The sequence below is a fragment of the Thiobacillus denitrificans genome (assembly GCF_001530125.1).
GTDB lineage: Bacteria > Pseudomonadota > Gammaproteobacteria > Burkholderiales > Thiobacillaceae > Thiobacillus > Thiobacillus denitrificans_C.
Map to the genome: position 1 here is coordinate 175453 of NZ_LDUG01000018.1, position 12562 is coordinate 188014.

12 protein-coding genes are annotated in these 12562 nt (G+C 62.5%); 5 read left to right on the forward strand and 7 right to left on the reverse strand.

Going from position 1 to position 12562, the window contains the following annotated elements:
* Nucleotides 1-10 precede the first annotated feature (10 nt).
* The 3 genes from ABW22_RS06125 to ABW22_RS06135 all read right to left on the reverse strand — a co-directional run bounded on the left by ABW22_RS06125 (nucleotide 11) and on the right by ABW22_RS06135 (nucleotide 4783).
* Complete coding sequence (locus ABW22_RS06125; RefSeq protein WP_059753277.1) at nucleotides 11-3004, reverse strand: class I SAM-dependent DNA methyltransferase; 2994 nt, start codon at nucleotides 3002-3004, stop codon at nucleotides 11-13.
* 142 nt (nucleotides 3005-3146) lie between these two features.
* On the reverse strand, nucleotides 3147-3944 hold the full coding sequence (dinD, locus tag ABW22_RS06130; RefSeq protein ID WP_059753280.1) for a DNA damage-inducible protein D: 798 nt from the start codon (nucleotides 3942-3944) through the stop codon (nucleotides 3147-3149).
* Between the two features lie 59 nt (nucleotides 3945-4003).
* Complete coding sequence (locus ABW22_RS06135; RefSeq protein WP_059753283.1) at nucleotides 4004-4783, reverse strand: exodeoxyribonuclease III; 780 nt, start codon at nucleotides 4781-4783, stop codon at nucleotides 4004-4006.
* A gap of 26 nt (nucleotides 4784-4809) precedes the next feature.
* Between ABW22_RS06135 and pyrE the strand changes: the two genes are divergently transcribed.
* On the forward strand, nucleotides 4810-5448 hold the full coding sequence (gene pyrE, locus ABW22_RS06140) for an orotate phosphoribosyltransferase (protein ID WP_059753287.1): 639 nt from the start codon (nucleotides 4810-4812) through the stop codon (nucleotides 5446-5448).
* Complete coding sequence (locus ABW22_RS06145) at nucleotides 5438-6031, forward strand: DUF4124 domain-containing protein (RefSeq protein WP_059753291.1); 594 nt, start codon at nucleotides 5438-5440, stop codon at nucleotides 6029-6031. The genes pyrE and ABW22_RS06145 overlap by 11 nt, the downstream gene beginning before the upstream one ends.
* Nucleotides 6032-6589: 558 nt before the next feature.
* Here the strand turns inward: ABW22_RS06145 and gatB are convergent.
* The 4 genes from gatB to gatC form a co-directional block, all read right to left on the reverse strand.
* A complete protein-coding gene (gatB, locus tag ABW22_RS06150) occupies nucleotides 6590-8017 on the reverse strand; it encodes an Asp-tRNA(Asn)/Glu-tRNA(Gln) amidotransferase subunit GatB (protein WP_059753295.1) in 1428 nt (475 codons plus the stop codon).
* Nucleotides 8018-8145: 128 nt separating this feature from the next.
* Nucleotides 8146-9600, reverse strand: a complete 1455-nt coding sequence (gatA, locus tag ABW22_RS06155) for an Asp-tRNA(Asn)/Glu-tRNA(Gln) amidotransferase subunit GatA (protein WP_059753300.1) — start codon at nucleotides 9598-9600, stop codon at nucleotides 8146-8148.
* 4 nt (nucleotides 9601-9604) lie between these two features.
* Nucleotides 9605-9748, reverse strand: a complete 144-nt coding sequence (locus ABW22_RS17960; RefSeq protein ID WP_157648567.1) for a hypothetical protein — start codon at nucleotides 9746-9748, stop codon at nucleotides 9605-9607.
* A gap of 10 nt (nucleotides 9749-9758) precedes the next feature.
* Nucleotides 9759-10046: an Asp-tRNA(Asn)/Glu-tRNA(Gln) amidotransferase subunit GatC gene (gatC, locus tag ABW22_RS06160; RefSeq protein ID WP_059753304.1), complete on the reverse strand. Its 288-nt coding sequence runs from the start codon at nucleotides 10044-10046 to the stop codon at nucleotides 9759-9761.
* Nucleotides 10047-10147: 101 nt separating this feature from the next.
* Between gatC and ABW22_RS06165 the strand changes: the two genes are divergently transcribed.
* The 3 genes from ABW22_RS06165 to mreD are packed head-to-tail and all read left to right on the forward strand — an operon-like array spanning nucleotide 10148 to nucleotide 12562.
* Complete coding sequence (locus ABW22_RS06165) at nucleotides 10148-11188, forward strand: rod shape-determining protein (RefSeq protein ID WP_059753709.1); 1041 nt, start codon at nucleotides 10148-10150, stop codon at nucleotides 11186-11188.
* A 34-nt stretch (nucleotides 11189-11222) separates the two neighbouring features.
* Entirely contained in the window at nucleotides 11223-12068 is an 846-nt protein-coding gene (gene mreC, locus ABW22_RS06170; protein ID WP_059753308.1) for a rod shape-determining protein MreC, read from the forward strand.
* Complete coding sequence (mreD, locus tag ABW22_RS06175) at nucleotides 12065-12562, forward strand: rod shape-determining protein MreD (protein ID WP_059753312.1); 498 nt, start codon at nucleotides 12065-12067, stop codon at nucleotides 12560-12562. The genes mreC and mreD overlap by 4 nt, the downstream gene beginning before the upstream one ends.

A 12562-nucleotide genomic window follows, 5' to 3' on the forward strand; every position in this document is an offset into this window, starting at 1 on the left:
CTATTGTGCCCTACGATTTTTTTGCGCTGCGTTCCAGATTCAGCGCCAGCAGACGCTTGAGAATCTCCTCATTGGGCATCTCCGGCGTGTAGCCGGTCCAGCCGTAGGCGGCGGCCACCGCCGCGTCGAGTTCGCGGTGGGCGTTGTCCAGCCAGGCCGGGCGGGCGTTGTAGAGATTGGTCAGAGTGCGCTTTTTCAGCTCGGCTTCATGGCCGGGCTTGGCGACGGGGCGCAGCGGGAAGCCGGCCTGTTCCTCCTCCTTTGTTCTCACCCAGTCCACCCACTCCGGCGGGTTGAGCCAGGTTTCGCGCAGGGCGTTGAGCTGCGCAGCAGTGGTGGCGATGCTTTGCGCCCCCTCTCCCTTGAGGGGAGAGGGCTGGGGTGAGGGTGAAGCGGTAACGCGCGGCCCTTCGACGCGGCTCAGAGCAGGCGTCAGGCCGGTGGGGAAGGGGAAGGTTTCGAAGCAGGATTTGGCGTTGTAGGTGGGACGCCCACCTTCATTGCCGTCGCCGTGCATGCTCGCCTGCGCCAGTGACCAGACTTCGTGGATGCGGCTGGAAAGTATGCCGAAGGCGATGTTCGAGTCGGAAGCGATTACATATAGCCTGGAATCTGGAGAAACTGTGGCATCACACCAGACGAAGTAACGATATTTCGCTACGCGGGGTGTGACGATATAGCGAGATAGTCCAGAAATGCCCGAGCGCATGTCAGCGCCATTCCGTCCAAATCGCCACCAGTTCTTTTTCCGGTTCGCATCATTGTTCTTTGCCCGTTCTGGCTTGACGTAGACAAGGGCGTGGGCAAACGGTGTTTCAAACAAGGACGCTTCGTTTTCGGTCGTAGAAACACCAAAGTCGATGACCCATGTATCTGAAGGCCTGCCTGCTATGTCTTGGCCATTTTTCCAAGGCTTAACGACTTTGGCATTAGCGTGTCCATTGGGGTTAGGCAACTTAAGCCACTGTCTGGCTGTCTCTCCTGGAACATCAAACGCCCCATTTTTCTCTGCGCCCTTGAACGCAACACTGCTGTTTTCCGCAAGTGGTTTTGCTTGAGTCAAATCCAGCCCGCCGCCTGCAGTCAGGTCGGCGTGAATGGTCGAAACAGGTTTGCCGTCGAGCGAGGATTCCTTGCCATCGCCAAAACACACCAGTGAGACACGCACGGCCGCGCCGTTGTTGATCCAGGGTTCGTCGCTCCAAGCTTCGAAGATGGGTGCGGTGGCGACGATGCGCTCCAGCACCTTGCGGTTGCTGCCTGCACGTATCGCTTGCGTGGCGACGAGGCCGACACGCTGCGCCTTGCCCGCTTCGACCTGCGCGCGGGCTTTTTCAAACCAGTAGGTGACGAGGTCGGCGCCGCCGGGCACGCGATCCTTGTATACGCGGTTGAGCGCATTGAAATATTCGCTGCCGAGTTCACCGCGCTTTTTGCTGCCGCCGAGAAAGGGCGGGTTGCCGACGATGGCGTCGGCGTCGGGCCATTCGGGTTCGGAAATCCCCCTCAATCCCCCTTTTTCAAAGGGGGAGGTTTCTTGCGCTACGTTGTCCATTCCCCCCTTTGTCAAAGGGGGGCTAGGGGGGATTTGCAGGACGGCGTCGCGGTTCTCGATGTGGTCGAGCGGCTGCAGGATCGGGTTGCGTCGCAGCGCGTAGCCGTGCGTCAGCATCCACTGGATTTCGCCGATCCACACGGTGACGCGGGCGAGTTCGGCGGCGTAGGGGTTGAGTTCGATGCCAAGCACGTTGGCGGGGCTGGTTTCAATGGTGAGTTCGCGTTGCAGCCCCAGGGCTTCGGCTTCGAGGTTGGCGCGGTGCTCGATGTCTTTGAGCGTCTTCAGCGCGAGATAGAGGAAGTTGCCGCTTCCGCAGGCGGGGTCGAGCACGCGGAAGCGTTTCAGGCGTTCGAGAAAGGCATTGAACAAGCTCTGGCCTTCGGTGCGTGCTTCATTGGGCCGAAATTCGCCTTTCTTTCGCCCTTTTTCGTAACCAAATTGCGGCGCGAGGCGGGCCAGTTTCGCACGGGTGTCGTTCCACTCGCCGATCAGCGGCTGCTCGATCACCGGGCAGATCAGTTTGAGAATGGTGGCGGGGTCGGTGTAGTGCGCGCCGAGCTGGCTGCGCATGTCGGGGTTGAGGCCGCGCTCGAATAGGGTGCCGAGGATGGCCGGTTCGATTTCGCCCCAGCCCATGCGCGCGGCGTCGAGCAGTTGCACCACGTCTTCTGTGGTCAGCGGCGGCACTTCGATCAGTTCGAACAGTCCGCCGTTGAAATACGGGATGGTCTCCAGCGCGAAGTCGCCGCCTTTACGCATGGCGGTGAACAGTTCGGTGAGGCGGGACTGGGCCTTGGCTCCGTCAGGATTGGATTTATTTAGAACCGTCTCGAACAGCTTTTCCGGCAGCAGGCGGGCGTCTTCGGCAAACATGCAGAACACGCACTGGATCAGGAAGTGAGCGGTTTCTAGCGGAGCGTGGTTGCGCGCATTCAGCCGTTCGGCCAGCTTGCCCATCTTGCGCGCGGCTTCTTCGGTGACGGCGTAGGTGGTGGTGCGGGGTTTGAAGCGCTCGGGCGCATTGAACAGCCAGTGCAGCTTTTGCAGGTTTTCAGGCTGGCCGATGTCTTCCAGCAGGATGCTGTGGACTTCGCTCGGCGTGCCGGTGAAGTGGGTGTGGATTTCAATGCGCTTGCGGTCGGACACCAGCAGCAGCGGCGGGTTGTCGAGTGCCAGCGCGTACACCATCAACTGCTTGAGCGCCGCACCGAGATCCTTGTCCGGCGCCTTGTATTCCCAGGCGAAGCAGCCGCGTTTCCATACGTCCGCCCAGCCCTGGCTGGCGCTGCTCTTTTTGATCAGCCCGCGTTCGTATTGGTATTCGCCTTCGATGCGCGGTGGCTCCACTTCCAGCAGGGCGCACAGGTCTTCGAAATGCGCCTGCGCCCCTGCGCGTTCGGTCAGCGGGTTGTCGCGCCACTTGGCGATGAAGGCTTGTGGGGTCATGCGGGATGAAGGTGATGCAGGATCAGGGGCAGTGTGCTGGCGCAGGTCACGGTCACGCGCCCTTTTTCTTTTGGGCGGCATCGCCCAGCAAACCGCCCGCATCGCGCGCGTCCAGTTCCAGCTTGGGCGTGGCGGTCTTGAGTCATTTTTCCACGTCCTTGATGGGCTGGGCGGCAGGGATGTTTTCGGGACGTTCGCCACCAATGCGCTCGATGGCGGCGCGGACTTCCTGGCCAACCTGCTCGTGGGCGCGGATGGCCTGCTGTTGATCGCGGATGCCTTCGCGCGCGAGCTTGTCGCGGGTCTGGGTCATGCGGAACTGGTTGGCGGCAAGTTCAGTGGCGTTCATGCGATCCATCAGCTGTTCTTTGGCCGGGACGCCCTTCCTCGCCTTGATGTGTTCATTGCCCAGGCCGCCGTACAGACCTTTGTAACCGGCATCGTGAAAAATGCCGAACATGCGGTTCTGCACGCCGGCCTGCTGGGCGGCGCCGGAGAGCGCCTTGAATTCTTCGGAAGTCTGTTTGCGTAGTTCCAGGCGCTCTATATCGGCGGCAAGCTGCTCAGACAGCTCCTGGCGCCGGGTTTGGATGGCGAAGTATTTCTGGGCCTGGGCGATTTCCGGCTTGCGCGGGTCGCCGTTCTGGGCGATGAGGTAGCAGGCGAAGCGGGAGAGGTGATAATCATCCACTTCCCGTTGGCTTCCGGAGCCGAGTTCGACCATTTTGCCGGCGCCGGCAAAATGGTAGGCAGGATCATTGCCTGACTGCTCGCATGATGTTTGGGCGCGTTTGACGGCATCTTCGAACCGCCGCCACTGGCTGTAACCCAACAGAGGCTGTAACTCACGGGCACTCCAGAATTCGGCGTCGTGGTCATTGACCTGCCTGTGATCCTCGAAGGATTTTCCGCCAATGCTGGGCAGTTCTTTTTTTGCCATGCCTTGCCTCCCTTTCTCCCCCCGTTGGATTGTCTTGGTTGTTTCCAGCGCAAGCGGGGTTATGGACCGTAATCGTAATCGACAATCAGCGGCGCATGGTCGGAAAAGCGCTGGTCCTTGTAGACGCTGGCGGCGCGGGCTTTAGCGGCGATGCCGGGGGTGGCGATCTGATAGTCGATGCGCCAGCCGACGTTTTTGGCATACGCCTGACCGCGGTTGCTCCACCAGGTGTAGGCCTCGCCGGTGTGCTCGGGGTAGAGGCTGCGGTAGACGTCGACCCAGCCGAGTTCGTCGAACAGACGGGTCATCCAGGCGCGTTCTTCGGGCAGGAAGCCGGAGTTTTTCTGGTTGGATTTCCAGTTCTTGAGGTCGACTTCGCGGTGGGCGATGTTCCAGTCGCCGCAGATGACGATTTCGCGGCCGCTTTTGATCAGGGCTTCGAGGCGGGGGAAGAAGGCGTCGAGGAAGCGGTACTTGGCCTGCTGGCGTTCGTCGCTGCTTGAGCCGGAGGGCTGGTAGAGCGAGATGACGGCGAGGTTGCCGTAGTCGGCTTCGATGTAGCGGCCCTCGGCGTCGAATTCGGGGGCGCCGAGGCCTTCGATGATTTGCTGCGGTTGCGTGCGGGTGTACACGCCGACGCCGCTGTAGCCTTTTTTCTCGGCGTAGTGGAAGGCGCCGGTGAGGCCATCGCATTGAATGAATTGGGGCTTGAGGTCGGCGGCCTGCGCCTTGAGTTCCTGCACGCAGACGACGTCGGCGCCCTGGGTGGGCAGCCAGTCGAAGAAACCCTTGGTGGCGGCGGAACGGATGCCGTTGAGGTTGGCCGATATAATTCGCATCTGGATTGATTCAAGAAATTAGAGAAATGTCCGATTACAAAGCCGAGTTTGTGGAATTCGCCATTGCGTCGCAGGTGCTGTGTTTTGGCGAATTCAAGACCAAGGCGGGGCGCATGAGTCCCTACTTTTTCAATGCGGGACTGTTCAACGACGGCGACAAACTGCGTCGGCTGGGCGAATTTTACGCGAAAGCCATCGTCGACTCTGGGCTGTCGTTCGACGTGCTGTTCGGCCCGGCCTACAAGGGCATTCCGCTGGCGGCGAGCATTGCGATTGCGCTGGCGGGCATGGGTCGCAACGTGCCGTTTGCGTACAACCGCAAGGAAGCCAAGGATCACGGCGAGGGCGGCACGGTGGTCGGCGCGAAACTGCAGGGCCGCGTGCTGATCGTCGACGATGTGATTTCGGCGGGCACCTCGGTGCGCGAGTCGGTGGACCTGATCCGCCACGCGGGTGCCAAACCGGCCGGGGTGGTGATTGCATTGGACCGCATGGAACGTGGCAGCGGCGACAAGTCGGCGGTGCAGGAAGTACGCGAGCAATACGACATTCCGGTGGTGGCGGTGGTCACGCTGGACAATCTGGTGGAGTTTCTGGAACGTAATGCAGACAGACAACAAGAATTACAGGCTGTGGCAGGCTACCGTGCGAGGTATGGCGTTTAGCGTACTGGCAGTCGCTTTACTGCTGAGCGCGGGCGCCGCGCATGCCCAGATGTACCGCTGGGTGGACGGCAACGGCCGCGTGCATTACAGCGATACCCCTCCGGTGACCTATCAGAAAAGCGGCGGCGCCGAGTTGAGCAAGCAGGGCAACGTCATCCGGCGCACGCAATCCGAGGCCGAACGCCGTGCCGAAGCCGAGCGCCAGGCTGAGCAGAAGCGGATCCAGGCGGAACAGAACAAGCAGGCGCAGCTCGATCGCGCGCTGACCCAGACCTACACCAGCGAAGCAGAAATCGACCTGGCGCGCGACCGCGCGCTGGAGCATCACCGGTTGGCGATCAGGGGGGCTGAAATCCGTGGCAAGGCGGTGGAATCGAATCTGGCCGAGTTGAAGGCGCGCATCGCCAATATCGAAAAGGCGGGCCGCCCGGTTTCGCCCAACCTGAAGGAACAACTGGATCAGGCCACCCGGGAGAGTCTGGATCTGAAGCGCACCATCCTCAACAATGAAGAGGCGATGGTGCTGGTGGGCGGGAAATACGCGGCCGATAAAGTTCGCTTCCGCGAGTTGACGGGCAAATAAATAGTGAAGTGGTCCGGTGTCTCCCGGGGAAAGCATTTGAACCACAGCGGCACAGAGACACAGAGAAAATCAAGAAACAATAAGTGATCCGTTTCCCGACGTTCCCCGTCGGGTGATGCTCCCAAGTGAAATAACGCTTTGTTTTAGGCGCTTTCATCGTTATTTGTTGGTGTTGGCCAGCGCTGTGGGCGGGGTGCCCTCGCCCCGAATTACGCACCGTCGCAACCTCCACGGCATCGGCCCGGGGGCGGGCCTCCTACAACAGTACACCCCTGTAGGAGCGGCTTCAGCCGCGATGCGGGCGGTAGCCCGCAAAGGTGGCACGGCGAAGCCTTGGCGAGCATTTGCCCTTTGCGCCTTGCGGCGCATCGCGGCTGAAGCCGCCCCTACGGCGGCGCCTGCGGGATGCCGAAGGGTAGGGGCTTCATCAGAGGAGGCAAGACATGACCTCAACAACCAACAGTGACATAGCCTTGTTTTATCTCTGTGCCTCTGTGCCTCTGTGCCTCTGTGCCTCTGTGCCTCTGTGCCTCTGTGGTGAGGCTTTTGGTTTTTGGATTACTGCAGCTTGGCTTTCAGTCGTTCGTTGACCTGCGCCGGGTTGGCGCGGCCCTTGCTGGCCTTCATCACCTGACCCACCAGCGCGTTGAAGGCCTTGTCCTTGCCGGAGCGGAATTCATCGACCGACTTCGGGTTGGCGGCGAGCACCTCGTCGATGATCTTTTCCAGTTCGCCGGAATCGGACATCTGCTTCAGGCCGCGCGCCTCGATGATGGCGTCGACTTCGCCGGCACCTTCCCACAATCCATCGAACACCTGCTTGGCGAGCTTGCCGGACAGCGTGCCATCCTGGATGCGCGCGATCAGCGCGCCCAAATGGGCGGCGGAGACGGGGCTTTGCGCGATGTCGAGCTCGGCCTTGTTGAGCGCGGCCGAGAGTTCGCCCATCACCCAGTTGGCGGCGAGCTTGCCCTGGCCACAGGCTTTCGCGGCGGTTTCAAAGTAGTCGGCAAGCGCGCGCGAACCCGTCAAAACAGCCGCATCGTAGGCCGACACGCCGTAATCATTCTGGAAGCGCGCCTGCATCGCGACGGGCAACTCGGGCAGCGTGGCGCGCACGGCTTCGATCCAGTCCTCGTCGAGCTTGACTGGCAAGAGGTCGGGGTCGGGGAAGTAGCGGTAGTCGTGCGCCTCTTCCTTGCTGCGCATCATGCGCGTCTCGCCGCGGTCGGCGTCGAACAGCACGGTGGCCTGCTCGATGCGGCCGCCGTCTTCCAGCGTCTCGATCTGCCAGCGGACTTCGTAGTCGATCGCCTGCTGCAGGAAGCGGAAGGAGTTGAGGTTCTTGATTTCGCGGCGGGTGCCGAGTTCGGCCTGCCCGAGCGGGCGCACCGAGACGTTGGCGTCGACGCGGAAGCTGCCTTCCTGCATGTTGCCGTCGCAGATGCCGATCCAGGTCACCAGCGTGTGCAGCGCGCGGGCGTAGGCCACGGCCTCGGCGGAGGAGCGCATCTCGGGTTCGGAGACGATTTCCAGCAACGGGGTGCCGGCGCGGTTGAGATCGATCCCGGTCATGCCCTGAAAATCCTCGTGAAGCGACTTGCCGGCGTCCTCTTCCATGTGGGCGCGGGTGAGGTGGATGGTTCTTTCCGTATCGCCCACCACGATTTTCAGTGCGCCGCCCTCGACGATGGGGCGGGCCAGCTGGCTGATCTGGTAGCCTTTGGGGAGGTCGGGGTAGAAGTAGCTTTTGCGGTCGAACACGTTGACGCGGTTCAAGGTGGCGCCGATCGCGAGACCAAATTTGATCGCGCATTCCACTGCGCCGCGATTCAGCACCGGCAGCACGCCGGGCAGCGCGATGTCGACCGCGCTTGCCTGGGTGTTGGGCGCGGCGCCGAAGGCGGTGCTGCTACCGGAAAATATCTTCGAACGGGTGGCGAGCTGGGTATGGACTTCCAGCCCGATGACGGTTTCCCACTGCATGATTCAAGGCCCTTTCACCACAGAGACACAGAGACACAGAGACACAGAGAAAAACAGAGAGGGTTCTCTGTGTCCCAAGGGATACCGTCCCTGCGGGACATATCTCTGTGCCTCTGTGGTTAGCGGTTTTACAAATTAGTTGGCATACGGCTGTGCCAGTCGGTGGCGCGCTGGTACTGATGGGCGACGTTGAGCATTTTCGCCTCGGAAAAATAATTGCCGACCAGCTGCAGGCCGATCGGCAGGCCTTGGGCGTCGAAGCCGCACGGCAGTGACATGCCGGGCAGCCCCGCGAGATTGGCGGGAATGGTGTAGAGGTCGTTCAGATACATCTCGACCGGGTCGCCGGATTTTTCACCCAGTTTGAACGCGGTGCCGGGCGCGGTGGGACCGAGGATGACGTCGCAGGTCTTGAAGGCGGCGTTGAAATCGTCGGCAATCAGGCGGCGGATTTTCTGCGCCTGCAGGTAATAGGCGTCGTAATAGCCGTGCGAGAGCACATAGGCGCCGATCAGGATGCGGCGCTTCACCTCCGCGCCGAAGCCCTGCGCGCGGGTCTTGCTATACATGTCATCGAGGTTGCCGTATTCCGGCGCGCGGTAGCCGTAGCGCACGCCGTCGAAGCGGGACAGGTTGCTGGAGGCTTCGGCCGGCGCCAGCACGTAGTAGACCGGGATCGCGAGCCGCGAATTGGCGAGCGAGATGTCCACCGTGGTGGCGCCGAGCTTTTTCAGTTCGGTAACGGCGGCTTCCACTGCGGCAGCTACTTCGCTGTTGAGGCCTGCGGCGAAGAATTCGCGCGGCAGGCCGACGCGCAGGCCGGCCAGCGGCTTGTCCAGATCGCGCGCGTAATCCTCTTTTTCGCGGTCGAGGCTGGTCGAGTCGTTGGGATCGAAGCCGGTCATCACGTTGAGCAGCAAGGCGCAGTCTTCGGCCGAGGGCGCCATCGGCCCGGCCTGGTCGAGGCTGGAGGCGAAGGCGATCATGCCGAAGCGCGACACCAGGCCGTAGGTGGGCTTGAGGCCGGTGATGCCGCACAGCGCGGCGGGCTGGCGGATCGAGCCGCCGGTGTCGGTGCCGGTGGCCGCTGGGGCCATGCGTGCGGCCACACATGCCGCAGCGCCGCCCGACGAGCCGCCGGGCACATAGGCGGTGTTCCAGGGATTTTTCACCGCGCCGAAATAACTGGTCTCGTTGGAGGACCCCATGGCGAACTCGTCCATGTTGGTCTTGCCCAGGCTGGGCATGCCAGCGGCCTTGAAGCGCTGGATCACGTGGGCGTCATACGGCGCGATGAAGTTGTGCAGCATCTTCGAGCCGCAGGTGGTGAGCCAGCCGTCGGTACAGAAAATGTCCTTGTGCGCGATCGGCACGCCGGTGAGCGGTCCGGCCTGGCCGGCGGCGATGAGGGCGTCGGCGGCGGCGGCCTCGGCCAGCGTCTTTTCAGCATCCACCGTGATGAAGGCGTTGATCGACGGATTCAGCGCGGCGATGCGGTCGAGGTACGCTTGTGCGAGTTCGCGGCTGGAAATTTGTTTGGCGGCCAGTTGCGCGGCGAGCGCGGAGAGGGAGGTTTCGGGCATAGCGTTATTGATTCGGTACGACGAAGTTGGAAGCGATACGGAATTCAGGCAGCTTGCGCACCGCGGGTAACCCGCTGTGTGCTGAATCAACAACCATTAAAAACAGTTGGTAATTGAGGCGGCTCCAGGATTTTTGAAACATTTTCATGTGGCCTCAATTATTCGATGACTTTGGGCACAAGATAGAGGCCGTTCTCGACCGCCGGGGCGATGGCCTGGAAGGCGGCATGGCGGTCGGTTTCGGTCACCACGTCGTCGCGCAGGCGCTGATAGACCTCCTGCGCGTGGGCCATCGGGCTGACGCCGCGGGTGTCGACCGCCTGCATGGCGGCGATCAGGTCGAAAATGCTGTTGAGCTGGGCCTGCGTGGCCTGCGCCTCGGCATCGCTGGTTTCGATGCGCGCAAGGCGGGCGATGCGCTTGACGTCGTCCGGGGTGAGGGACATGGAAGTACCTGATGACTTACGGGAACGAAGCGCGTTAGGGTATCATAGCCCCCTTGTTTTTTCTGCCCTTTCGCCCGCCTGACGCGGGTGTTGCCGCCACCATGTTCAAGTTCCTGACCAGCTACTTTTCAACCGATCTTGCGATCGACCTTGGCACCGCCAACACGCTGATTTATGTGCGCGGCCGCGGCATCGTTCTGGACGAGCCCTCGGTGGTGTCGATCCGCACCGATGCGGTGGGGGGCAAGCGTACGGTGCAGGCGGTGGGTGTGGAAGCCAAGCAGATGCTGGGGCGCACCCCGGGTAACCTGCAGGCGATCCGGCCGATGAAGGACGGCGTGATTGCCGACTTCACCGTCACCGAGCAGATGCTCAAGTATTTCATCAAGAAGGTGCACGACACCCGCATGCTGCGTCCCAGCCCGCGCATCATCATCTGCGTGCCGTGCGGCTCGACCCAGGTGGAGCGGCGTGCGATTCGCGAATCGGCAATCGGCGCCGGCGCACGCCAGGTCTACCTGATCGAGGAGCCGATGGCGGCGGCGATCGGCGCCGGCCTGCCGGTCGCCGAAGCCACCGGTTCGATGGTGGTCGACATCGGCGGCGGCACCACCGAGGTCGGCGTGATCTCGCTGGGCGGCGTGGTCTATGCCAACTCGGTGCGCGTCGGCGGCGACCGCATGGACGAGGCCATCATCAACTATATCCGCCGCAACTACGGCATGTTGATCGGCGAGGCGACTGCCGAGCAGATCAAGAAGAAAATGGGCTCGGCCTTTCCGGGTGCCGAAGTGCTGGAAATGGAAGTCAAGGGCCGCAGCCTGGCCGAAGGCGTGCCGCGCAGTTTCAACGTGTCGTCCAACGAAATCCTCGAAGCGCTGACCGACCCGCTGAACGCCATCGTCAGCGCGGTGAGGATGGCGCTGGAACAGACGCCGCCGGAACTCGGTGCCGACATCGCCGAACGGGGTATGGTGCTGACCGGCGGCGGCGCGCTGATGCGCGATCTCGACCGCCTGCTGATGGAGGAAACGGGCCTGCCGGTGGTTGTCGCCGACGACCCGCTGACCTGCGTGGTGCGCGGTTGCGGGCGCGCCCTGGAAGACATGGACAAACTGGCGTCGGTGTTTACCAACGAGTGAACGTAGCTTCCGGGACTGCGGACAGGAGTAGCTGATGGCGATGCCAGGCCAACTCATGTTCGCCCGCCGGCTGGGGCCGACGGCACGTCTGTTGATCTGGCTCCTGGTCGGCGTGTCCTGTGTGGTGGCCGATGTCCGTTATCACGCACTCGAAGGCTTGCGCAGCGGGTTTTCGCTGTTGCTGCAGCCCGCGCGCGCGGCCATGCGCGCGCCCACCGACATCGCCGCCGAACTCGGCGGTTTCTTTGTCCGCCACCGTCTCCTGCAAAAAGAACGCGACACGTTGCTGATTGAGCGCGCGCAGCTGATGGTCAGCGTGAACGCCGCACAAGAGCTGGCGCGTGAAAATACCGAATTGCGGACCCTGTTGCAGCTGCAATCCCGCCCCGGCCAGCAGGTGGTGCATGCTGCCCTGCTGTATCAGGGGCACGACTGGTTTGCCCAGCGCATCACCCTTGACCAGGGCGGCAACGCAGAGCTGCGCAGCGGCCTGCCGGTGGTCGATGCCAGCGGCCTGATGGGGCAGGTGAGCCGGGTGTATCCGGGGTCGAGCGAAGTTACGCTGGTGAGCAGCCCGCAGCAGCTGACGCCGGTGATGGTCGAGCGCACCGGCCAGCGCGGGCTGGCCGCCGGCAGCGGACAGGGCCAGATGGAACTGCGCTACATGCCGGCGCAAACCGACATCCGGGCGGGCGACCGTTTGCTGACATCGGGCATAGACCGGGTGTATCCGGCCGGCATTCCGGTGGCGCGCGTCAGCCGGGTTTCCCGTTCGCAATCCAGCCCCTATCTGCGGGTGGAAAGCCTGCCGCTGGCGGGTCTTGATCGTTCGCGCGCCGTGCTGGTGTTGATCGCCGAACCACAGGTGGCCACGCCATGAATGTGGCGACTGAAACGGGCAACTGGCGCCGCATCCTCGGCAGCCTGACCCTGGCAGTGCTGCTGGAGCAGTTGCCGTGGTCGGGCTGGGCACTGGCCCTGCGGCCGGATTTCGTGCTGGTCGGCGTGCTGTTCTGGACCCTGCATCAGCCCGCACGCATCAGTTTCGGTGCGGCGTTTTTCCTCGGCCTGCTGGCCGATTTCCAGGACGGTGCGGTGTTTGGCCAGCATGCCATCGCCTATGTGATCGGCGTGTACCTGGTGCTGTTTCTGCGCCTGCGACTGCTGCAGTTCGATCCGTTTCGCCAGGCCGCGCAGCTGTTCCCCATTTTGCTGACGGTACAGCTGGTGGTGCTGCTGGTTGGCTGGCTGGCGGTCAATCCACCAGCGGGGCTGGCCATGCTGCTGCCGGTGTTGAGCAGCACTGCGCTGTGGTATCTGATTGCCCTGTTCGTGCGGCTGTGGCATGGCAAGGGCATGCAGGACCGGGCCTGA

Bases quoted from the DNA above. Each gene is read 5' to 3' on its own strand.
- ABW22_RS06125 (WP_059753277.1), bottom strand. From the start codon at position 3,004: ATGACCCCACAAGCCTTCATCGCCAAGTGGCGCGACAACCCGCTGACC.
- dinD (WP_059753280.1), bottom strand. From the start codon at position 3,944: ATGGCAAAAAAAGAACTGCCCAGCATTGGCGGAAAATCCTTCGAGGAT.
- ABW22_RS06135 (WP_059753283.1), bottom strand. From the start codon at position 4,783: ATGCGAATTATATCGGCCAACCTCAACGGCATCCGTTCCGCCGCCACC.
- pyrE (WP_059753287.1), top strand. From the start codon at position 4,810: ATGTCCGATTACAAAGCCGAGTTTGTGGAATTCGCCATTGCGTCGCAG.
- ABW22_RS06145 (WP_059753291.1), top strand. From the start codon at position 5,438: ATGGCGTTTAGCGTACTGGCAGTCGCTTTACTGCTGAGCGCGGGCGCC.
- gatB (WP_059753295.1), bottom strand. From the start codon at position 8,017: ATGCAGTGGGAAACCGTCATCGGGCTGGAAGTCCATACCCAGCTCGCC.
- gatA (WP_059753300.1), bottom strand. From the start codon at position 9,600: ATGCCCGAAACCTCCCTCTCCGCGCTCGCCGCGCAACTGGCCGCCAAA.
- ABW22_RS17960 (WP_157648567.1), bottom strand. From the start codon at position 9,748: ATGAAAATGTTTCAAAAATCCTGGAGCCGCCTCAATTACCAACTGTTT.
- gatC (WP_059753304.1), bottom strand. From the start codon at position 10,046: ATGTCCCTCACCCCGGACGACGTCAAGCGCATCGCCCGCCTTGCGCGC.
- ABW22_RS06165 (WP_059753709.1), top strand. From the start codon at position 10,148: ATGTTCAAGTTCCTGACCAGCTACTTTTCAACCGATCTTGCGATCGAC.
- mreC (WP_059753308.1), top strand. From the start codon at position 11,223: ATGGCGATGCCAGGCCAACTCATGTTCGCCCGCCGGCTGGGGCCGACG.
- mreD (WP_059753312.1), top strand. From the start codon at position 12,065: ATGAATGTGGCGACTGAAACGGGCAACTGGCGCCGCATCCTCGGCAGC.